Source organism: Streptomyces sp. NPDC001889 (assembly GCF_053594535.1).
This window is the reverse complement of record NZ_JBSFER010000011.1, coordinates 159634-181841: the sequence shown is the minus strand read 5'-3', so window position 1 is coordinate 181841 and position 22208 is coordinate 159634. Positions and strand designations below refer to the sequence as shown.

The window sequence follows — 22208 nt, the reverse complement described above, 5'->3', positions numbered from 1 at the left end:
CGTTTCCCTTCCGATCTGGAAAATGGTTGGCTGATTCGCTCCCGCGGAGTTCACCGTGCTCGAACCGGGTTCGTTTCCTGTTGTCGGGGTTGGTGTTCGGAGGTCGGAGACCTGCATACCTTCACCCTCTCCATCATGAACAGTTGACGGGCAGGAGTACTGGAGTGAGCATGACACCCGTCCCTGACTTTCCCTTCGCATCTCGCTAGGAGAGCCTTCGGTGACCGGCCGCCGGGCCACTCCGGGCGTCATCGGTCGGGACCCCGTGAACGCGCCGGACGCGTCCACCGGGCCGGCGGCCACTCGGTGAACCGTCCGCGTGCCCGTCCGCGGCGGCGGGCCGTTCGCCGGGGAAGGAGTACGCACGCGGAAGGCGGCCGGCCGGCTGTTGTGCGCCGGGCCGGGAGCGAAGTCCATCCATGTTTCGGAGAGGGTTCACCATGGCTCAGGTCGAGAATCCGGGGAACGTCGAGGAGAACCCGCGGGAAGAGTTGCTCGCGGCGGCACGCGCATTGGCCCCCGCCGTCGCCAAGCGGGCCGGTCATGCGGAGGAACTGCGGGAATTGCCGGAGGAGACGGTCGCCGATCTCGTCGCGACCGGTCTGCCCGAACTGCTGGTGCCCCGCAGGTTCGGCGGACGGGAACTCGACTTCGGCACACTGGTCGGCGCCACGACGGAGCTGGCGCGGGGCTGCGCCTCGACCTCATGGGTGATGTTCAACTACGCGCTGCACAACTGGATGGTCGCGATGTACCCGGAGGAGACCCAGCGGGAGGTCTTCGCGGAACGGCCCTACGGTCTGATACCCGCCACGATTCCCCCGCAGGGGAGGGCCCGGCCCGTTCCCGGCGGATACCGGCTGACCGGCCGGTGGTCGTGGGCGAGCGGGGTGATGCACGCCGACTGGGCGATGATGTGCGCCCTGGCCGAGACACGCGGCGGGCCCGAGGCCCGGGTCTTCCTCCTGCCGATGTCGGAGGTGGCCGTGCGCGATGTGTGGCACACCAGCGGGATGCGGGCGACCGGCAGCAACGACATGGAGGTCACCGACCGGTACGTGCCCGAACGGCGGTCGGTGCGCATGCTCGACATGGTGGAGGGCACGACCCCCGGCGCGGCCGTGCACGACAGCCCCCTCTACCGCTGTCCGCTCATCCCGACCTTCGTCCTCGCCGCCGCTGCCGTGTCCCTGGGGACCGCGCTCGCCCTGGCCGACGACCTCCGGGACCATCTGCGGGAGAGGATCGCCGCCCAGGGGAACGCCCGTCCCGAGGACACCCGGGGCGCGCAGTTGAGGATCGGACGGGCCGGTGCGGAACTCCGCGCGGCCCGGCTGCTGCTCGACGAGACGGTGACGCGTCTGACCCGGACCTACGGAGCGGGGGGCACCTACACCCCCGCCGAGCGGGCGTCCTGCCGCCGGACGGCCAGCTATGTGGTCGGGGCCGCCCGGTCCGCGGCGGACCGGCTGTGCGAGGCCCTCGGCGGACGCGGCCAGTTCCTGGACTCCCCGTTCCAGCGCGCCCAGCGCGATCTGAACACGCTGGCCACGCACAAGCTCCTGGAGCCCGACATGTCCTACACCCTCTGCGGACGGGTGGAGCTGGGCTTCGGTGTCGACCCCGCGACCTGGGTGTGAGGCCGCCGGTGCTCCCGTCCGTCCCTCCGGTCTCGCCGGCGAGACGCGGTGAACCGCCGGGGACGCTGAACGGCCGCATTCCCGTGTGCGCGTGAACGGCGGATTGTGCCGGTCGACCCGACAGAGGAAGGTGAGGCGCTGCACAGGGAAATTCCGGTGTGAGAGCATCCGGACCCGCTCGGCGCGCCATGCGATTCCGGGGGCGCGCTGAATCGGGCGGCTGCGAAAACGGGGGAACCCGGACGGCTTCGCTACACAGGGATGGAAATGGCTAAATTCTTCAAGGGACGCTTATGGCGTGACCGGAACTTCATGCTATTTTGGTCCGGGGAGAGTGTATCTCTCCTGGGCAGTGAAGTGACGGTCATTGTTCTGCCCTCGCTCGCCGTCTTTGTCTTCGGAGCCGGTGCGGCGACCGTCGGGGCCCTGATCTCATTGCAGTGGATACCTTACGTCGTGCTCGGGCCGATCGTCGGTGTCTGGGCCGACCGGGTCTCCCGCCGCATGCTGATGATCGTCTCCAATATGGCCCGGGCCCTCATTCTCGGCTGGCTCCCCGTGGCGGCGGCCCTCGATGTCCTGACCATCGAGCAGATATATGTCGCCGCGGTGCTCAAGGGCTCCATGGATGTGGTCTTCCAGATCTCCTACCACGCCTATATCCCCTCGCTCATCGACCGCGAGGATCTGGTGGAGGGAAACACCAAGACCGAGTTCAGCAAATCCGCGGCCATTCTGTTCGGCCGATCGCTCGGCGGCGTTCTCATCGCCGGATTCGGGGCGGCCAGGGCGGTGATGTTCGACGCCCTGTCGTTCGTCGTCGCCACCATCACCCTGCTGTTCATCGACAAGCGGGAGGAACCCCGGACCGCCGCGGGTCAGGAACGCGGTCTGGCGGCGGTCTGGCTGGAGATGCGCCAGGGGTTCACCCTGGTGACCCGGACCCGTCTCTACCGCTTTCTGCTCGTCATCAGCACCAGCGGAAACTTCGCCGTCTCCATGATGACGGCGACGCTCTTCAGTTTCGTCTACCGCGATCTCGGGCTCTCCGCCCGGGATCTGGGGCTCGCCATGGGTGTCGGCGGAGCCGCGATGGTGGTGGGCGCGCTGCTGGCGCAACCCCTCAACAACCGGTGGGGCATGGGCCCCACGCTCATCGTCGGCCACGCCGTCCTGGGTGTCGCCATCCTGATTCTGCCGCTGGCCGCACTGGGCGCCCCGCTGACGATCCTGATCGTGTCCCAGGTGCTCACGCTCTTCCCGGTCCCCCTGTTCAACGTCGGGCTGCTGACCATCCTCCAGTCGGTGACACCGCTGCCGCTGATGGGGCGTCTGAACGGCATCTCGCTTCCCCTGGTGTGGGGCGCCAACGCGCTGGGGGCCGCGCTCGCCGGCGTCCTCGCGACCGTCTTCGGCAGTGTGGTGTGCCTGGTGCTGGCCGGGCTGCTGGTCCTGTCGACGATCATCTGGATCGTGATGGGGTCGATCCACCGCATCGGTGCCGAGGTTCCCCGGGAGTACGAGGTGGCGGTGCCGAACTGATGTTCCATCAGTGACATGCTGTCGAGCGTGAGGAGATGACCGCACCATGTCCGCAGACGACCTGCAGGACCGGCTGGACCGACTGACCCCGTACCAGCGCGAGCTGCTGGAACGGCTCGTCCCCGAGCCGGACGGACCCGCCGAGGAGCCGATCCGCCCGCGCCCCGCCGGGATGGACCGGGTCCCGACCTCGTTCGAACAGGAACGGGTCTGGTTCATGGACCGCCTGGAACCGCACCGGACGGTCTTCAACACGCCCACGGCCCTCAGACTGCGCGGCCCCCTCGACCCGGCCGCCCTGGAACGGGCGCTCACCGCGGTGGTACGAAGGCACGAGGTGCTGCGCAGCGTGTTCGACGACGCAGGCCCGGACGGTCCCCACCAGGTCGTCCGGCACGATCTCGCGGTGCCGCTGCCGCTGCGGGACATGGCGGACACCGGCGAACCGGAGGCGCGGACCCGCTCCGCGATCCTCGCCTCGGTGATCGAGCCCTTCGACCTGGCGGCCGGCCCCCTGATCCGAACGGCGCTGTACCGTCTCGGCGACGACGACCATGTGCTGTCGATCATCCAGCACCACGCGGTCTCGGATCACTGGGCGCTGGCCATCTTCTTCCGGGAACTCGCCGCCCTGTACGAGGAGGAGTCGGGGGGACCCGCCGCCGGGCTCGCCGAACTGCCCATCCAGTACGCGGACTTCGCCCAGTGGCAGCGCCGGATGATGCGCGAGGACAGGCTGCGGGACATCCTCGACTACTGGCGCGACCACCTCAGCGGAGCACCCCCGGCCCTCGATCTGCCGACCGATCACCCCCGCCCCCGCATCCGGCGGGCGCAGGGCCGGTTCTGCCATGTGCGCTATTCCGCCGCGCTGATCGACCGGGTCCGCGCCCTCGGCCGGTCGGAGTCCGCGACCCTGCACATCACCCTGCTCGCGGCGTGGACCGCCGTCCTGGCCCGGTACAGCCGGCAGTCCGATGTCGTCGTCGGCGTCCCGATCGCCGGCCGGGGCCGCAGCGAGGTGCATCCGCTCATCGGCTACTTCCTCAACTGGCTGCCCCTGCGGATGCACGTCGCGGACGATCCGACCTTCCGCGAGCTGCTCCGGCGCACCCGTACCGCGTCGGTCAACGGCTACGCCCGGCAGTCGCTGCCGTTCGCGCTGCTCGTCAAGGAACTCCAGCCGGAGCGGGACCTGAGCAACACCCCCATCTTCCAGACCTCCTTCAGCCTGCGCGACGCCCAGGCACCCGTACCGCGGATACCGGGTGTCGACGCCGAGTACTTCGAGATGGACGGAGCGGCCACCCACTTCGACCTCATGGCCGAGCTGTGGGTCGAGGACGGCGACGTGGTGGGGTTCCTCCCGCACAGCGAGGAGCTCTTCGAGCCGGAGACCGTACGGAACATGGCCGACTACCTGGGCCGCGTCCTGGAGTCCGCGGTGGCGGCACCGGACCTGCCCGTGTCCCGGCTGTCCCTGCTCTCCCCCGAGGAGCGGACGGCGCGGCCGAGCCCCGCCCCCGCGGAACCGGCCGACGCTCCCGCCGGACGTCCCCTGCACGAACTCTTCGCCGACCGGGCCCGCGGCGGCCCCGACCGTGTCGCCGTCCGCTGCGAGGGCCGGGAACTGACCTACGCGGAACTCGACGCCGGGGCCAACCGGGTGGCGCACGCCCTGGTGGCCCGGGGAGTGCGGCCCGAGCAGCGGGTCGCGGTGTGCGCCGAACGCTCCCTGGACCTGGTGGTCGCCCTCCTGGGGGTGCTGAAGGCCGGTGGCGCCTACGTACCCCTCGACCCGGACGCTCCGGCCGAGCGGCTGGAGTTCACCCTGGCCGACTCCGGCGCGGTGGCCGTGGTGAGCCACCGCGCCGCATCGGCCCGGCTGCCCGCCCGGCGCCCGCCCGTCCTCTGCCTGGACGACGACCGGGGAGAGCTGGAGCGGCAGCCGCGAACCGACCCCGCCGTCCAGGTGGACGCCGCCCAGGCCGCCTACCTCATCCACACCTCCGGCTCCACCGGGCGGCCCAAGGGCGTCGTCGTCCCCCACGCCAACGTCGCCCGGCTGTTCACGGCGACCGAGGGCCACGGGTTCGGTCCCGACGACGTGTGGACCCTGTTCCACTCCTACGCCTTCGACTTCTCCGTCTGGGAGCTGTGGGGCGCACTGCTGCGGGGCGGACGGCTCGTCGTGGTCCCGCACTGGGTGACACGGGCCCCCGACGCGTTCGCCGATCTGCTCGCCGACGAGGGCGTCACCGTACTGAACCAGACCCCGTCGGCGTTCGCGCAGCTCAGCCAGGTCCTCCTGGCGAGGGATACCCCGTGCCCCCGGCTGCGGCTGGTGGTCTTCGGCGGGGAGCCCCTGGACCCGGCGTCCCTGGGACCGTGGTTCGACCGGTTCTCCGACGACCGGCCCCGGATGGTGAACATGTACGGGATCACCGAGACCACCGTGCACGTCACCCACCGCCGCCTGCGTGCCACCGATCTCAAGGACGACCTGGGTTCCGTCATCGGGGAGCCCCTCGCGGACCTGAGCCTCCATCTGCTGGACGAGCACCTGGAACCCGTCCCGCCCGGTATCCCGGGCGAACTGTACGTGGGCGGCGCCGGAGTGGCCCGCGGCTACCACGACGCCCCGGCGCTCACCGCCGAGCGCATGCTGCCCGACCCCTACGCGGGACGCCCCGGTGCCCGCATGTACCGGACCGGGGACATGGCACGCCGGGTCGCGGGCGGTGAACTGGTCTATCTGCGCCGCGTCGACGACCAGGTGAAGATCCGCGGCCACCGCATCGAGCCCGGCGAGGTCGAAGCCGCGCTCCGCGGCCTCCCGGGGGTGGCCGAGGCCGCCGTCATCGCGCGGAAGGAGCCGGACGGAGCCTCCACCCTGGTGGCGTACGTGGTCGGCGAGCCGGGGGCCGGCACCACCGCGCACGGAGTGCGCCGCGGCCTCCGCTCGACCCTGCCCGAGTACATGGTTCCCGCCGGGTTCGTCCTCCTGGACGCGCTTCCGCTCACCCCCCACGGCAAACTCGACCGGCGCGCACTGCCGGACGCCGACGGGAGGCGGCAGAGCGGCGGGGCGCCCCATGTGCCCCCGGCCACCGCGCACGAACGCTCGCTCGCCGCCGTCTGGGCCGATGTCCTCGGCAAGGAGGACATCAGCGCCACGGACAGCTTCTTCGACCTGGGGGGCCACTCGCTCATGGCGGTGCGGCTGATCGCCCGCATCCAGGAGGAGCTGGGCGTGAGGCTGCCGATCAGCGTGCTCTTCGAGCAGCCCGACCTGGTGGGCATGGCCGCGGCCATCGAGGAGATCGCCGGGGCCGGACCGGACCACTGACACCGAGGCCCCCGCCGCCGGCTCAACGCCGTCCCCCTCCCCGGCCGCCCGGGGAGGGAGACGACGTTCAGCGTGCGGTGAAGCCCGCGTCCACGGTGATCGCCGCGCCGGTGATGCCGGCAGCCGCGTCACCGGCCAGCCAGACACTGGTCTCCGCCACATCCTCCGCGCTGACCAGCTCGGGCAGGGCATGCTGCGCCAGTGACCGCCGCTCGTACTCCGCCAGGGTGGAGCCCAGCGACAGCGCCACCGCGGCGGTGCTCGCGGCCAGCCCGCGATCGGCCCGGATGGTGCTGGGGCAGACCGCGTTCACCCGGATGCCGTGACGGCCGTACTCCAGCGCCATCGCCTTGGTCAGTCCGATCACCCCGTGCTTCGACGCGACATAGCTGGAGAAGCGCTCCAGGCCCACCAGTCCGCCGGTCGAGGCGATGTTGATGACGGAACCGGACTGGTTCGCGACCATGTGGGGGAGCACCGCGTGCGCGCAGCGCCAGGGACCGTTGAGATTGACATCGATGACAAAGAGCCACTCCTCCTCGGTGAGCTCGTGCGCGGGCCGGCCACCGGGGCCCAGCACACCGGCGTTGTTCACCAGGACGTCCAGCGCGCCGAACTCGGCCAGCCCCGCCTCGACCGCGTCGGCGACCTGCTGCCGCTCCCGTACGTCGGCCACCGCTGTCAGCACCCGCGCACCCTCACGGCGGCACTCCCGGGCGGTCTCCTCCAGCTGCTGCCGCGTCGCCATCGGATACGGGCCGGGGGACGCCGCGTCGGAGATGTCGACGAGCAGGAGATCGGCGCCCTCCCGCGCGAAGGACCACGCGTGGGAACGGCCCAGTGCCCGTGCCGCCCCGGTGATCATCGCGACCTTGCCATCCAGTTTTCCCATCTCAGTCCCGAGCCCCTTCTGCGCCCGAACGAGTCCGGCGCCTGTTGGTTTTCGCTGATCCGGTCATCCCCAGGAAAGTTCCAGCCGGCCTCCCGTGAATCCGGCCAGGCGCGCCGCCTCGGCCTCGGCGGCCTTGCGCACCTTCGCCGGCACATCCGTGAACGGCTCGATGGTGACGGAGGTTCTCCCGCCCTTGTTCTCGACGTTCCAGATGCCGTGCATCCGTCCGTCCACCAGCAGGACCGGGGAGATCCAGCCCTGCTTGCGGTAGACGCGCTCCCGGAACGCGTCGGGGCACTGCGCGTCGACGCTGCGCGAGGCGCCGATCACCCAGGGGTCGAAGGCCGGCACCAGACGCACGGTCCCGCCCGGCCCGGCCTCGGCCGCCGCCGCGGCGTCCTCCGTCCGCATCCACGCGGTGTAGCCCTCGACCTCCACCTCGGTGACCTCGTCCCCGAGACTCTTGATCATCCGCCCCGCGGCGGCGGGGGTGTGCGCGCTCCAGCGCGCGTAGTCCTCCCGGGTGGCCGGACCGAACGCGCGCAGATAGCGACGCGTCATCAGCTCCAGTCCCTCCTCGGGAGGCACCGGCTGATAGCCGTCCAGCCAGAGATCCGGGGTGGTGAACTGGGCGTTCCGGTCCCTGTTGGGAGCGAAGCACAGCCGCCCCTGGAAGGACGCGGGCTTCAGAAGCGCCCCCCAACTGTCCCGCAGCTTCTCCCCGAGGGAGGGGAAGTCCGTCTTCCGCACCACGGCCTCGGCGAGTTCCTCCCGGGTGAGCATCGAGCCGCCGTCCAGCGCGCTGCTGATGGCGGGCAGTAATGCGTCCATTTCCTCTTCGGTGACACGGAAACCGCGCAGCCAGCTGGGTTTCAGATAGTGCTGATAGCCATTCAGGGCCCCCTGCCAATTCGGGTAGTCACGCGCGGGGATGAGATGCAGGGTTCCGCGCATCGCCCATGTCTTGACGAATTTCCGTTCGTCCCAGAGAGCGTTTTCCAGCCAGTTGGCCTCCAGGCCGTCGATCCGCGCCCAGAGGGACAGCTCCGCCGAGCTCAGCAACTGCGCGTGGAGCAGGCAGATGTCGTTGGTGACGTCGAAGACCTTCTCGGCCGGGACGCGTTCGACCAGGTGGTGCTGGTGCATCCGCCATGCCAGTACCTGATCCCAGGACAGCTTGACCGGTGGTCGCTTCGAAGCGGTGGCGGTTGGCGGGGGTGCCATGTGAATCCTCTCGCTCAACTGTGCAGATCCGAGACGGATCGCGTGTGATTTCTCTGGGTTCCGCTCACGTGCTTCTCGCGGGTATGCGGAGCTGCGGCGTTGGATATGGATAGTCATTCCCCGGGGAACCTGTCAAGCCCAACTGCCCCGACGGCTCGCGGAAATTACCTCTCCCGCATGGGCCCGGGAAACATTCGTCCATTATGCCTCGCGGCTGTGTCACCGCGGCAATTCGGCGGCGGCGTGGTGTCGCCTCCGGTCCGGCGGACCGTGGCCGCGGAGGCATGGCCGCCGCGGCTGCCGAGGAGCGGACCCACCGCTCGGTCCAGGCGTCGACCGGCGGGAACAGGCCCCGCGGGTGGCAGATCGCCGTCGAGGTCTGGCCGCTGTTGCGCCGCGGTCCGGGGGTGGAGAAGGTGCCGCCGCTGCCGTGCGGCGGGACCGGGTCCGGGTCCGGGTCCGGGTCCGGGGAGTGCCGCGCGGATGATTCGTGCGGTGGCGGTGGTCTCCTCGACGGGGGCACCGGTGGAGCGGGTCGGGTGAGGGCCGGGAGGAGACCGGGACCGCTCGCACGAGTCGTGCGGTGCCACCCGGCCCCCCGCCCGTCCCCGGACGGCGATTTTCGGACCGCAGACCATGATCAAGTCATTCATCGCCGGCCAGGCAACCCGAGCCGTGTCGCAGTCATGTCAACCATTGAACGAGGTGCGCGGTGATCATTCCGCCCGCGCCACCCACCAGGAGAAGGAGCCCCCCACATGTCCGAGCTTCCCGTCCACCGCCCCGCGCCGGCGCGAAGAAGAACGACGCGTCTCGGGGCCCGGATCGGCGCCGTTGTGGCCGCCCTCTGCGCGACCATCGCCCTGGCGCCGTCCCCGGCCTCCGCGAACCCGGTGGCCATACGGTTCCAGATGTACATGTACAACGAGTGTCTCGACTCGGACATGTGGGGCAACGCTTACACGCACGACTGCGGTACCAGCAACCCCTATCAGAAGTGGATCGTGTACAGCGGTCCACGGGGCTGGCAGCTCCAGAGCACACAGACCGGGCGCTGCCTCGCCTACACGCACAGCTGGGGACAGGCCAAGCCCCGTACCGTCGAGTGCAACGCGGCCGACGACGAGCAGTGGTGGGTCGACTACGACACGAGCCAGTACGTCAACCTGGTCAACTACTCCGTCCGGAAAGCCATTCAGTGTGTGTGCAACTCCCAGGGCGACCTGGTCATGGTCAACCCTGACCTGGGCAACTACGGCCAGATGTTCCGCGCCATCCCCGTGTAGCGGAAGGCCCCTTCCCGGCCGCGGGCAGTGACGGACGGCGGCACGGACGGCGGCAGCACGAGCATCGGCACGGGTCCGGCCGGCGCGGCCACCGTGTCCCCGCGGGTGGTGCCGTGTCCCGGAGGGCCGGCGCTCGCCCCGGCGCCGTCGCGGCGGCGCGACGCAACCCCCATCGGGACCCGGCGGCTATAGTTCCGGGCAGCGTCGCGTGCCGATGGCGGACGGATCGTCAGGCATGGAGGCGCCGTATCGAAAGGTGGCTCCGGCCATTCCCACTCCGATGTCACAGAGAATCACGCTCCACCCCGCCGAGGACCGGTTCCCCGGCCCCCGGCCCGCCGTCCTCGTCCTGCCCGGCGGCGGCTTCCGGCAACTCCCGCCGCGCGAGTTCCCCGCGCGCGAGCCGCGCACCGCGTCCTGGACGACCGCGCGCGCGGCCCGGCCGCGACGGGAGGACGTTCGTGTCGACTGACCGCGTCACCGCCTGGGGCGGGGAACTGCGGCGGGTGCACGGCAAGCTGCGCACCGCGCTGGCACTGGCCCGGGCGGGACTGGACGGCGGCGACCCCGACGCCGCCGCGACCGACCTGCTGCTGTTCTGCCACGGGTTCTGCGCTGCCCTCTCCGGCCACCACCGCGCCGAGGACGGTTCGCTCTTCCCGGAACTGGTACGGGCGCGACCCGACCTGGCGCCGGTGGTCGCGAAGCTGACGCAGGACCACAACATGATCGAGCACCTCATCGGCGGCTTGCGGAAGGCACTGGCCGACTCGGCCGACCCGGAGGTGGCGCACCACCACCTGGACGGCATCGAGGCGGTCATGGAGACGCACTTCAGGTACGAGGAGAAGCAGATCGGAGCGGTGCTGGACGACATGGACACCGACTTCGACCGCACCGAGATCTTCGGCCCGATCAACTGAACCGCGTCCCGGTCGCGCCGCCGCTTCTGACGGCGCGACCGGGGCCCGGGCGCCGGCCCTCGACCGCCGGGGCTTCGGCGAGGCGGTGAACCGTAGTGGGGACGGCGGGCTCGACGCGGCGCGTGGCGACCGAGCGGGCCGGGGAGAGGGCGTTCAGCCAGGTGGACGGCGGGGCCACCCGGGAATCGGGGTGCTATAGCCGCTCCGGCTGCCAGAAGCACGGCGCCCGCCCCATGACGTACCGCTCAGTGAGATGATCCGCGCGAATCGCGCATGAACCGCTCCGCGCGGGCAGGCGCGCAGCGGGCCCATTCCGCGGCTCCCACGGTTGCCCGCAACCGGCGGCAGCCCGCTGGTCAGCGCCTCTCGGAAGGGCGCGGGCCCAACCCGCCGCAGGGCCGGCGGCCGAGGTCCCCCGGGCGTACGCACGGCTGAGGCGACCGGTCCCGGTTGTCCGGGAAACCGCCACGCCCGCACCGCTGTTGGGGCATCCTGTTGTCGGTGACACGAACTCCCCACCCCGCTCGGCGCACGTGGCTCCGCGTCGTGCTGATCGCGGTGCTGGCCTGTACATCGCTCCTCCTGGCGTGGGGCGCGCGAGACGCCGAGTTCGGCAGCGTCGAACAGCTGATGGCCATCGCGAGCACGTTCGCCGGACTCGGGTCCCTCGGGGCGGCCGTCTTCCAGCTCCTGCCGCCACCCGCTCCACCCCGGGACGCGGGGGAAGTGGCCGACCAACTGGCGGACAGTGTGTCGGGGCAGTGGACGGAGGAAGCCACCGCCCGCGAGCTCCGGGAGCCGCGGGTGATTCCACTGTCCTGGGCCGCCACCGAGAGACAGGTGGCCGCACGGGCCGAGGCCATCTTCGGGACCCGGACAGGCCGCGTTCTGCGCATGTCCCTCGAAGGACGTCTGGAAGGCGACTTCTCCACCGCCTGCGCTCAACTCGCCGACGGATACGGGCGTATCCCCAGCGGACGGCTCGTGGTGCTCGGAGAACCGGGCGGCGGCAAAACCGTACTGGCCCTCATGCTCACCCTCGGCCTCCTCGCCCAGCGCGCTCCCCAGGGCCCTGTCCCCGTGATGCTGTCCGTCTCCTCCTGGGACCCTGTCAACAAATCCCTCGACGACTGGATCACCGACACCCTGGCAGCCCAGTACTACGGCGGCCAGACCCACGCCCCTCGTCTGCTCCTCAGCCGGCAGATGCTGCTTCCGGTCCTCGACGGGCTGGACGAGATCCCCGAAGCGGCCCGCCGAAACGCCGTCCGCGCCCTCAACGCGGCCTGTGGCGACGGCCGCGGTCTCGTGCTGACCTGCCGGTCGACCGAGTATCAGGACGTCATCGAAGGCGGCTCGGCCCCCCTGCGCCGCGCCCCGGTGGTCGAGGTGGCGGCGGTGCCCGTGGTGGACGCGGTCAACTACCTGGCAGAGGTCGACTGGCCGGAGGGCGTGGACTGGCGACCGGTCTACGCCCGACTGGACGAGCACCCCGAGGGCGCCGCGGCCACCGCGCTGTCGACCCCTCTGACACTCACCCTCGCCCGCTCCGTCTACCGGAACTGCGGCCGTGATCCAGCCGAACTCCTCGACTTCGACAGTCGGCACGGGGTCGAGGACCACCTCGTCGACCACATCATCCCCGCCGCCTACGCCCCCGCACCGGGTTCCCTCCCCCTACCGGACGATGACACCTGGCAGCGGAACGCGGAACAGGCGGAGCGGTATCTGACGTTCCTCGCCACCCACCTGCACGGGTACGGGGAGCGGGACCTCGCGTGGTGGCGCATGAGCGGCCGGCTCTTCTCCCGGTGGGCCGGGCTGGTGGTGGGCCTCAGCCTCGGTCTGCTCACGATGCTTCTCGCGGCCGGGGTGCAGAAACTCCTGGGAGGCGATGTCGGTTACGCGGCTGTTCTGGGTGCGGGAGTCGCCGTACTGGCGATGCTGACCTGGTACGCGGCACCGGAACGGCCCCCGGGCCGGGTCTCCTTCGCCCGGCGCGGCTCCCTGCGACGGCTGTGCGCGGGCTTCGGCGCGGGTTTCGCTCTGGCATCCGCGCCGGCCGTCATGGTCCTCGGCACACAAGCTGTCATGACGACCTACGGCGAAGGGTGGACCACCGCGGATGTGGTCGCTCTGTCCCAGATGGCCGCGTTCGCCGCGGGAGCCGCGCTGGCCGTCGGAGCGGCCTTCGCCGTCCACCAGTGGCTCAACACACCGCCCGAGGGGTCCGCCCGCGCGACTCCGGTGGGACTGCTGCACCAGGACCGCAACTCCGCCCTGGTGGGCGCGGGACTCGCCGGCGTCATCTTCGGAGCTGCCGCGGTCCCCCTGCTGGTCACCTCGGTCTCCCTGGCCTTCGTCGTCTTTCTGGCGCTCATGGGCTGGGCCGGCGAGCCCCGGCTCACCGACATCCTGGCCCGGGTGACAGACGAGACGGGAGCCTATGACTCCCTCCCGCGCGTCCTCGCGGCCACCGTGCTGCTCGGCACGGTCTTCTCCGTGCTGATGCTCCTGCACCGCGCCTGGACGAAGTTCGCCCTCCTCCGCGTGTTCCTCGCCGCGGGGGGCAAGGTGCCCTGGAACTTCGTGCGGTTCCTGTCCGACGCGCGCGACCGGCAACTGCTGCGCCAGTCCGGCGGCACCTACCAGTTCCGCCACATCCATCTCCAGGAACGCCTCGCCGGCCGCTCCCTCGCCCGCGACCGCGCCCTCGTTCCCCGAGCTCACCTTGTCCGCCGGCGACGTATTCGACTGGCGAGCGCGGGAGGCGCTCTGGCGGTCGTTCTCCTCCTGATCACCTTGATTGTTCCGGGTGATCCCTCCCGGATTACCCTGTCCACCGGCAGGATCGATGCGATGAGTTTCGGTCCGGCGGGCACGCGGACCCTTGTCACCGCCGACAGGGATGGCATCGTGCGACGCTGGGACACGGAGAATGGTGAGAAGGTCTGGGAGCGGAGAATCAGCGGCCTGGTCGACTGGACCGATTACGACTACGGCGAGGACGAGTACACCTTCGATATGAGCATCGAGGTGAACAGGGATGGGGTCCTGCTGTTCGGAGAGGATGAGAATCAGTCTCCCCGGGAGTGGAAGATCCCCTGGAACCGGTCGGAACGCATAACAGACAAGGAAATCAACAGTTACTCGGTGGTGGACACCGCGGCTCGCGGCCGCTATCAGTTCGGGATCAACGGAGTGGACACCTACTTCATGGACACGCGGGCCGACAGTGATCTCGGTGTGCACGGCGGCGTGTATCTCGGGGAGTACTACGGGGGTGCCGTGAGCGAGAGCGGAGTACTTGTCACCTTTCTCGGTGACTCAAGGACCATTGACGTGTACGAATCGGGTGTGAAACAGCGCAGGTGCGGCGACATGCCGGGGGAGCGGTGGGCGATCGACAACACCGGTGAACGGCTCGCCAGCGCTCTCGGGGCGACCGCCCACGGGTGGGATCGCTGCGCCAAGGACTGGTCGTTCGACACGCACAAGCCGATCGACGCCCTTGCCCTGAGCGGGAACGGCGCGGAACTGGCGCTCACCGTCGACGGCATGACCCGTATCTATGACACGTCCGAGCTCGACTAGGGCCTCGGACGCAGATCGTGGTCTTGCTGGAGCCGTGAACGGCGAACCGCGCGGACGGCGGGGTTCGTCAGGCGCGGCGGGCCGTGCCCGTCCGGGTGGCATGATCGGGGGCATGAGTGATCGTATTGTCGCCGCTGCCGATGGTTCGTCGAAAGGGAACCCCGGCCGAGCCGGGTGGGGCTGGGTGGTGGCCGACGCGCGCGGTCTGCCGCAGCGCTGGGAGTCCGGCCCGCTGGGCACGGCCACCAACAACGCCGCCGAACTCACCGCGCTGCTGCGCCTCCTGGAGTCCACTCCTTCCGGTACCCCGCTGGAGGTGCGGATGGACTCGCAGTACGCCATGAAGGCGGTCACACAGTGGCTGCCCGGCTGGAAGCGCAACGGGTGGAAGACGGCCGGGGGCAGTCCGGTCGCCAACCGCGATCTGGTCGAACGGATCGACGCCCTCCTGGCCGGCCGCGAGGTGAACCTCGTGTACGTTCCCGCGCACCAGGAGGGCGGGGACGTGCTCAACGCACTCGCCGACCAGGCCGCGAGCGACGCCGCCGCCACCCAGGAGGCCGGCGGGACCGCCCTCGGCCACGCCCTGCCCGTCCCCGCGCCGGAACGGACCACCCCGCCCCGGCCCGCGCGACGGGCCGGGGCCCAGCGGAAGAGGAACAGCGGCTCGAACGGGAGTGCCCGGACCATCACCGCGAAGTTCGCCGGCCGCTGCTCCTGCGGTGCCGCCTACACGGCCGGGAGCAGGATCGCCAGAGTCGGCGCCGGATGGGGACACCCCGGCTGCGGGACAGCGGAGCAGGCCACCGCCGGTCAGTGAACCGGAGCAGCCCTCCCCGAAGCCCATGACCGCGCGAACCGCTGCGGACGGACGGCGGCGCCCAGGGACGGCGAAAGACCGTGGGCCGGACCGTGTGAGGAGCGCCGGCCCGCCGAGAGACCTGCCGGGAAACGGCCCCGGGGCCGTTCGCGGACCGTACCGCTCACCCCCGGTCCGTGGCGATCCCCTTCGCCACCCATCGCGGGGCCGGGCCTGCCCGCGCGCCCGTGCGGCACTGCCGGTCGCCCTGCCGGGGTGGGTGCGGCGGCGGGAGCGTGACATCGCCCCGGGGAGGGTGGGTCGAGGGGCGTTGAAGACCCTCCGCGCTCCGGCCCTCCCTGGTGTCGCGTGGTGGGGGAGCGGGTGATGTGCACCGAGAGGCGTACGCACACTCTTCACGTGATATCCCCTCAATGGAGAGATGTTCTCAGCCGGCTTCGTGCCCTGACGCAAGGCTCTGCCGGCTCCCGCGAGGGTGGATCTCCCCTGCGTGCAGAGCTGCTGACGCGCTGACGGGGAACAGATTCGAAGGGGCTCATTCCGTACCGTATAGCTGCGCTCTTCGGGGGAATGGCCGGAGTTTCTGTGAAGGCGCTGTGTCAGCGTGTGGCCCTCCGGGTGGCCGTGAGGTCGCCCGTCCTCCTCCCCTCCTGGAGCCTTCATGGGTTCACGTGCCTTGAGCACGCCCGTTCGGCGTGCCCGCAGACGGTCCGGCCTGTTCCTCGTCTCCGGTCTCGCCGCTCTCTCCCTGACGGTCACGGCGCTCCCCGCGCTGGCCGCCCCGACGGACCCCGGACCGTCGTCCGTCTGGGGAAAGAACGATCCCCCTCTGACCTCTCCTCCGGTCAAGGTCGGTTCCAACCGGCCGGTGCCCAACGAGAACCAGGCCCCGGCCCCGGCGGAGCTGGCCGCGTGGCGGGCGGAACAGGGGAAACGGGTCGCCGCCGGCGGCGGCGCAGCGCAGACACGCCGGGCCGGTGCGGCTACCCCGTTCGAGCCGGAGGGCCAGGGGGCGGTTCCCTGGCACCGGATCTCCGACTTCCGGATCACCGACTCGCTGGTCGCCCGGATCAATCTCTCCAACGGCAATCTGATGCTGGCCGGTACGGACTTCGACATCGCCGGGGTGGGCCAGCGCCTCCGTCTGACGCGCACCTACAACTCGCTGGACGCCCCGTGGGGCAAGGTGTCCCAGCGCTGGTGGCAGGGGTACGAGCGCTATCTCAAGATATCCACGGGCGAGGTCGTCCTCTATGACACGACCGGCGACACGGTCCGCTTCACCCCCGCCTCGGGCGGCGGATTCACGACGCCGACGGGCTACTCGAAGGACCTGAAGAAGAACACGGACGGCACCTACACGCTCACCAGCCGCAAGTCCGGAGCGAAGGACACCTACAACACCCACGGAACGCTGACCGAGGTCACCGACCGGAACAAGGGAAGGATCACCGTCACCCAGCACGACCAGGGCACGGAGCACAAGGGCTTCAAGCTCACCGAGACGCGCTCCGGCCGGTGGGTCGACCTGGTGAAGACGTATCCGAACCAGTGGCAGGCCAAGGACCACACCGGCCGCACGGCGGTCTTCGACCTGAACCCGGCGGGCGATCTGGCGAAGACCACCGACACCGAGGGCAAGGCCACGGTCTTCGACTATGACTCCGCACGGCGACTGACGAAGATCACCACACCCAAGGGCCGGGTCACGGTGTTCACCTACGACAGCGCCGACCGGGTCACCTCCATGCTGCGGGCCACCGCCTTCAACGGCTCCGGGCACACCGGCCCGACGTACACCTACGCCTACTCCGCGGCGAGTCCGCAGGCCGCCGGGACCACCACGGTCACCGATCCGGAACAGCACGCCACCCAGTACGAACACAACGCCGACGGTGAGGTCACCAAGGTCACCGACGCTCTTGGCCGCAACCGTGCCACCACATTCGATGCCAACCGGAACGTGGCGACGGCCACCGACGCGATGGGCGTCGGCGGTGCCGCCGGGAATGTCACCGCCTACGGATGGGACGGGCGGAACAACCCCACCTCCGCGAAGCTGCCCACCGGCGCGACCGCGTCCATGACGGGCTACCAGACGATCGCCGGAGCGGACCTCCCCGGCTCGATGACGACCGCCGACGACGAGAAGACCGACTACACCTACGACACGGCGGGCAACACCACCTCCGTCGCCGTGACCGGCACCGGTGGCGGCACCCGGACCTTCGAGCACAACCCCGCCACACCGACCTGCGGCGGGTTCGAAGGGCAGCGCTGCAAGGCCACCGTGAAGATGACCGCCACGAAGTCGGTCTCCACGGCCTTCCGCTACGACAGCCAGGGCAACCTGGAGAAGGTCACCCCGCCCGCGCCGCTCGGCCACAGCAGCTACACCTACGACTCGCTGGGCCGCCCGCTGACCGTCACCGACGGGCGCGGGACCACCACCACGTACACCTACGACCACCGCGACCGCACCAAGACCGTCACCACCGCGAACGCCAGTGTGCGGTACGAGTACGACAGCGACGGCAACATCACCCTGCGCTCCGACGGCAGCGGCGTCATCCGCTACGAGTTCGACCCGCTGTCCCGGGAGACCGTCCGCACCCTGCAGAACGGCTCCCAGACACAGCTCGCCTACACCCCCTCGGGCAACGTCGACACCTACACCGACCCCGCCGGCGTCACCGACTACACCTGGAACGCCGTCAACAAGCTGACCGCGCTCAAGGAACCGACCGGCAACAGGACGACCACCTTCGAGTACAACCGCAACGACACCCGCACCAAGACCACCTATCCCGGCGGAACCGTCCAGACCGTGACCCCCGACAACTCCGGCCGCCCCCAGAAGATCAAGGCCACCTCGCCCGCCGGGACCCTGACCGAGCTGGACTACTCCTACCTCAACGGCACCAAGGACGGCGGCAAGATCCGCACCCGCACAGACGCGGTCGCCGGACTGAAGACCACCTACAGCTACGACAGCGCGGGCCGGTTCTCCTACGCCAAGGAGGAACAGGGCACGGCCCTCGTCGCGTCCTGGCAGTACTGCTACGACCTGGCCGGGAACCTCACCTCGCAGGGCACCGACCCCGGCTGCCCCCGCGGCACCACCTACACGGTCAACGACGCCCAGCAGATCATCGCGAAGAACGGCTCCACCGCCGGCTGGTCCCACGACGGAGCCGGGAACGAGACCTCCGGGGCCTCCACCCCCGAGGACGCCCGCACCGCCGAGCAGTGGTCGGACTACGCACAGCTCACCTCGCTCACCGTCGGCGCGACCACCTACACCGGGCAGTACGGCTCCACCGACCAGAGCGAGCGGATTCGGCTCGGGAACACCTTCTTCCACAACGGTCCGCTGGGCCTCTCGGCCACCAGCACCGCCGGCGTGGACCGGGGATTCAACCGGGAACCCGGGGGCACCCTCAACTCCATGACCACCGGGGGCACTTCCCACTACTACCTGACCGACGCGGTCGGCAGCGTCGTCGCACTCGTCGACGGAGCCGGGACGAAGGTCAACACCTACGCCTACAGCCCCCGGGGCGTGAAACGCGCCACCACCGCCGAGACCGTCCCCCAGCCCTACCGGTTCGCCGGCGGCTACCAGGACCCCACCGGCCTCTACCACTACGCCGCCCGCTACTACGACCCCCACATCGGCCGCTTCACCCAGCCCGACCCCTCCGGCCAGGAGAAGAACCCCTACCTCTACGCCGAAGGCGACCCCGTCAACCGCATCGACCCCACCGGACTCCTCAGTTTCGGCGACATCGCTGAAGCGGTCACACCGTGGGGAGATGTCAAGACGGCCCAGGCATTCGGAAGCGCTCTCGGAGACGGTGAGTGGGGACAGGCCGCGTCCATCGGTTTCGGGTGGGCAACGGGCGGAGCGGTCGCCAGCGCCTGTACAGCCGGGGCGGTGATCTCCGTGGGGCCGGCCGGAGCGGCCGCCGCACCGGGATGCGCACTTGTTGGTGATGCCGCAGGCAACTTCGCCGAAGATCAGACCACGCAGGCCTGGTCGTAGGATTCTGTTCGGGGCCGGTGGAGGCAGTCAATATCCTCCACCGGCCCCACGAGCTCGACACACGGAGGTCCAGTGCTTCACATCGCAGAAAATCAGGGAAAAGGGTCGTGGATTCCCGACGGGATGGAACTTCCAGTAGCCCTGACAGGGCTTCTCTTCGTCGCGTTCGTCATCGCTTTCATCAAATGGCGCCAGAGGTGACGCAGGTGACTCACTCGCAGTGAACGCCAGGTGGGAGGAGAAGCATCACGTGGATCACAGTACTGCAAAAATAGTCAGAATACTTGGGCTGGTGATACTCGGCCTGACTCTGGTCATGGCAATATCGGTCATTGCCCTGTTGGCTGCGGGGGCAGAATTCACTCTCATCATGACTGCTCCCATCATTTTTCTGGGTATAGGGTTGCTGATATTCAGAACCGGAAGCGGATCGGCGAAAATCCAGAAGGACTAGCCGAAGCGGCCTGCCGATTACTCCGATGCGCGGAGAGGGTTCACCCACCCGCCGGAGGTGGGACACAGCACGATTTTCCCGGGCGGGACGGCCCGGAGGTTCCTCCGCGACGGTCCCGGCTCGCCTCCCTCGCCGACGGCTCCCCGCACACGGGTCACCACCGGCACCGGGTGCGCCGCCGCTCTCGCGGCCACCCGCCTCGGAGCCGACCGGGTCACCGGCGTCGGCATCGCCCCCCACCTGGTCGAAGCCGCCACCGACCGTCCCCACGCCGTCGGGGTGCGGGTGCGCGGGCGGACGGGGGAGTGTGAGGCCGCTGCTCTCACTTCCCGGACGGGTCGGGTGCCTCAGCCCGCGGCCGAGCACTGGCGGGACGCCCCTTTCGCCGCCGGGACGGCCGGCTGATAGCAGCGCCCTGCCCGCCGCGGACGCGACCCCCGGCCAGGGGGCGTCCACGCGGCCGTCACGCGTGCCGAAGGGGAGTGTCCGTATTACGGCCCGGGGCCCGGCGGGTGCCTCACTCGTCCTGGTCGGTACCGTCCTGTCCACGGGAGCGGGCGATCCGGCGCAGCCGGTGGTGCCGTCCGGGCCCGGCCTCGGAGATCGCCTCGCCGACCATCGCCCGTACCGCCTCCCGTACGCCGTGCAGCGCTTGGCCGCGTGCGGGTCCGGCGCCGGGGTCCGCGCGCAGTTCCTTCAGCAGTGCCCAGCACAGCAGCAGCATGACCACCACGAAGGGCAGCGCCACCAGGATCGTCGCGGTCTGGAGCGAGTTCAGCCCGCCGGCCACCAGCAGCACGGCCGCCACCGCCGCCATCAGTACACCCCAGACGACCACGAGCCAGGTCCGCGGCGTCAGCGCGCCTCTGCTGGTCAGCGACCCCATCACCAGTGACGCGGAGTCAGCGCTGGTCACGAAGTACGTCATCACGAGCAGCATCGCCACCCAGGAGGTGACCGACCCCAGCGGCAGCGCGTCCAGCATCGCGAACAGCGACGCCTCTTCGCCGTCCTTGAGCTTCGCGGCCATGTCGACCTCGCCGGTCGCGTCCAGCCGGATACCGGTGCCGCCCATCACGCAGAACCAGACGACGGTGGCCCCGCTCGGGACGAGCAGCACCCCGATCAGAAACTCCCGGATGCTCCGGCCCCGGGAGATCCGCGCGATGAAGGTTCCCACGAACGGTGCCCAGGAGAGCCACCACGCCCAGTAGAAGATCGTCCAGGAGCCCAGCCAGGTGCTGTCCGTGAAGGCGCCGGTCCGGGTCGCCATCGTGACCAGCTGGCTGACATAGCCGCCGATGCTCGCCGGGATCGCGTCCAGGATGTAGACGGTCGGTCCGAGCACGAACACGAAGAGCATCAGACACGCCGCGAGGACGATGTTCATGGTGCTCAGCCACTTCACGCCCTTGTGGAGTCCGGTGAACGCGGAGATCACGAAGGCCGCGGACAGGGTGACGATGATGAGCAGTTGCACGGTCGTCGAGTCCTTCACGCCCGCGGTGAGGTTGAGGCCCTTCGCGACCTGGAGGGTGCCCACCCCCAGGCTCGTGGCGGTCCCGAACACGGTCGCGAACACCGCCAGCAGATCGATCAGCTGACCGGGCCGGCCGTTGGCCCGGCGTTCCCCGAGCAAGGGAACGAACACCGAGCTGAGCCGGTTGCCGCGGCCCTTGCGGAAGCCCGCGTAGGCGAGCGCGAGGCCCGCGATCCCGTAGATCGCCCACGGGGTCAGGGTCCAGTGGAAGAACGAGTACTCCAGCCCTGTTCCCGCCGCCGCGCCGGTGCGCGGCTCCACTCCGCTGCCCGGGGGCGGTGCCAGATAGTGGGTGAGGGGTTCACCGACGCCGTAGAACATCAGGCCGATCCCCATGCCCGCGCTGAACATCATCGCGATCCACGCGAGATTGGTGAACTCCGGCTCGCTGTCGTCCGTGCCGAGCCTGACCCGGCCGTAGCGGGAGAAGGCGAGCAGGACGCACAGGACGAGGAAGGCGTCCGCCGCGATCACGAACAACCAGGCGAAGTTGCCCAGCACCCAGTCCAGGGCTGAGCTGGACGCGCTGTCGAAGGACTCCTTCCCGATGGCCGCCCAGGCGACGACGCCGAGGACGACCGCGACGCCGACGACCACGACCACCACGTCGGGGGAGGTGTCCCGGCCGTCGGGGCGGTGGGACTCCTCCGGCCGCTCTGACTCTTCGATCGATTCGCTGCTCACCGGGGTCACTATGGTGGGGAAAAAGCCGTCATGTGCCCATGGCACGCCGATTGCCCCACCCGTGTGGGTTCCCGCGTTCCCCGGAGCGATGCCCGTGGTCGTCGCCGCTGTGCGGGTGGGCGGTCGCCCCCCGTGCCCGCATCGGCAGCGCCAGAGGGCCGTGCGGACGGTGTCGGCGCCGGCGCGTGGCGGGCGGCTTCGAGGACCGCCCTGTC

13 protein-coding genes are annotated in these 22208 nt (G+C 70.1%); 10 read left to right on the top strand and 3 right to left on the bottom strand.

Annotation, left to right across the window (positions count from 1 at the left end; genetic code table 11):
• Window positions 1-440: 440 nt before the first annotated feature.
• From ACWCRA_RS14910 to ACWCRA_RS14900, 3 genes are all read left to right on the top strand, one after another.
• Window positions 441-1640 (top strand): acyl-CoA dehydrogenase family protein, encoded by a 1200-nt coding sequence (locus tag ACWCRA_RS14910; RefSeq protein WP_451067767.1) that lies wholly within the window; start codon window positions 441-443, stop codon window positions 1638-1640.
• A gap of 261 nt (window positions 1641-1901) precedes the next feature.
• Window positions 1902-3182 carry an MFS transporter gene (locus tag ACWCRA_RS14905; protein ID WP_451067766.1) on the top strand — a complete coding sequence of 427 codons (1281 nt, stop codon included), beginning with the start codon at window positions 1902-1904 and terminating at the stop codon, window positions 3180-3182.
• 46 nt (window positions 3183-3228) lie between these two features.
• Window positions 3229-6531 (top strand): amino acid adenylation domain-containing protein, encoded by a 3303-nt coding sequence (locus ACWCRA_RS14900; protein WP_451067765.1) that lies wholly within the window; start codon window positions 3229-3231, stop codon window positions 6529-6531.
• A 67-nt stretch (window positions 6532-6598) separates the two neighbouring features.
• Here ACWCRA_RS14900 and ACWCRA_RS14895 read toward each other — a convergent pair whose 3' ends face one another.
• Window positions 6599-7423 (bottom strand): SDR family oxidoreductase, encoded by an 825-nt coding sequence (locus ACWCRA_RS14895; protein ID WP_351543980.1) that lies wholly within the window; start codon window positions 7421-7423, stop codon window positions 6599-6601.
• A gap of 63 nt (window positions 7424-7486) precedes the next feature.
• Window positions 7487-8647 (bottom strand): winged helix DNA-binding domain-containing protein, encoded by a 1161-nt coding sequence (locus ACWCRA_RS14890; protein ID WP_451067764.1) that lies wholly within the window; start codon window positions 8645-8647, stop codon window positions 7487-7489.
• Between the two features lie 758 nt (window positions 8648-9405).
• Between ACWCRA_RS14890 and ACWCRA_RS14885 the strand changes: the two genes are divergently transcribed.
• The 7 genes from ACWCRA_RS14885 to ACWCRA_RS14855 all read left to right on the top strand — a co-directional run bounded on the left by ACWCRA_RS14885 (window position 9406) and on the right by ACWCRA_RS14855 (window position 19769).
• Entirely contained in the window at window positions 9406-9933 is a 528-nt protein-coding gene (locus ACWCRA_RS14885; protein WP_351543976.1) for an RICIN domain-containing protein, read from the top strand.
• Between the two features lie 280 nt (window positions 9934-10213).
• Window positions 10214-10405 carry a hypothetical protein gene (locus tag ACWCRA_RS14880; RefSeq protein WP_351543974.1) on the top strand — a complete coding sequence of 64 codons (192 nt, stop codon included), beginning with the start codon at window positions 10214-10216 and terminating at the stop codon, window positions 10403-10405.
• On the top strand, window positions 10395-10856 hold the full coding sequence (locus tag ACWCRA_RS14875) for a hemerythrin domain-containing protein (RefSeq protein WP_351543973.1): 462 nt from the start codon (window positions 10395-10397) through the stop codon (window positions 10854-10856). The genes ACWCRA_RS14880 and ACWCRA_RS14875 overlap by 11 nt, the downstream gene beginning before the upstream one ends.
• A 501-nt stretch (window positions 10857-11357) precedes the next feature.
• Window positions 11358-14450 (top strand): NACHT domain-containing protein, encoded by a 3093-nt coding sequence (locus ACWCRA_RS14870; protein WP_451067763.1) that lies wholly within the window; start codon window positions 11358-11360, stop codon window positions 14448-14450.
• Window positions 14451-14550: 100 nt separating this feature from the next.
• On the top strand, window positions 14551-15270 hold the full coding sequence (locus ACWCRA_RS14865; RefSeq protein ID WP_451067762.1) for a ribonuclease H family protein: 720 nt from the start codon (window positions 14551-14553) through the stop codon (window positions 15268-15270).
• A 748-nt stretch (window positions 15271-16018) separates the two neighbouring features.
• Entirely contained in the window at window positions 16019-19315 is a 3297-nt protein-coding gene (locus tag ACWCRA_RS14860) for an RHS repeat-associated core domain-containing protein (protein ID WP_451067803.1), read from the top strand.
• A gap of 250 nt (window positions 19316-19565) precedes the next feature.
• Complete coding sequence (locus ACWCRA_RS14855; protein WP_351543963.1) at window positions 19566-19769, top strand: hypothetical protein; 204 nt, start codon at window positions 19566-19568, stop codon at window positions 19767-19769.
• 517 nt (window positions 19770-20286) lie between these two features.
• Here ACWCRA_RS14855 and ACWCRA_RS14850 read toward each other — a convergent pair.
• The gene (locus tag ACWCRA_RS14850) at window positions 20287-21993 is read right to left on the bottom strand and encodes a BCCT family transporter (protein WP_451067761.1); all 1707 of its coding nucleotides are present in this window, start codon (window positions 21991-21993) and stop codon (window positions 20287-20289) included.
• Window positions 21994-22208: the final 215 nt, after the last annotated feature.

Excerpts from the sequence above, each read along its gene's own strand:
- ACWCRA_RS14885 (WP_351543976.1), top strand. The coding sequence starts at position 9,406 with ATGTCCGAGCTTCCCGTCCACCGCCCCGCGCCGGCGCGAAGAAGAACG.
- ACWCRA_RS14880 (WP_351543974.1), top strand. The coding sequence starts at position 10,214 with ATGTCACAGAGAATCACGCTCCACCCCGCCGAGGACCGGTTCCCCGGC.
- ACWCRA_RS14905 (WP_451067766.1), top strand. The coding sequence starts at position 1,902 with ATGGAAATGGCTAAATTCTTCAAGGGACGCTTATGGCGTGACCGGAAC.
- ACWCRA_RS14890 (WP_451067764.1), bottom strand. The coding sequence starts at position 8,647 with ATGGCACCCCCGCCAACCGCCACCGCTTCGAAGCGACCACCGGTCAAG.
- ACWCRA_RS14865 (WP_451067762.1), top strand. The coding sequence starts at position 14,551 with ATGATCGGGGGCATGAGTGATCGTATTGTCGCCGCTGCCGATGGTTCG.
- ACWCRA_RS14900 (WP_451067765.1), top strand. The coding sequence starts at position 3,229 with ATGTCCGCAGACGACCTGCAGGACCGGCTGGACCGACTGACCCCGTAC.
- ACWCRA_RS14910 (WP_451067767.1), top strand. The coding sequence starts at position 441 with ATGGCTCAGGTCGAGAATCCGGGGAACGTCGAGGAGAACCCGCGGGAA.
- ACWCRA_RS14895 (WP_351543980.1), bottom strand. The coding sequence starts at position 7,423 with ATGGGAAAACTGGATGGCAAGGTCGCGATGATCACCGGGGCGGCACGG.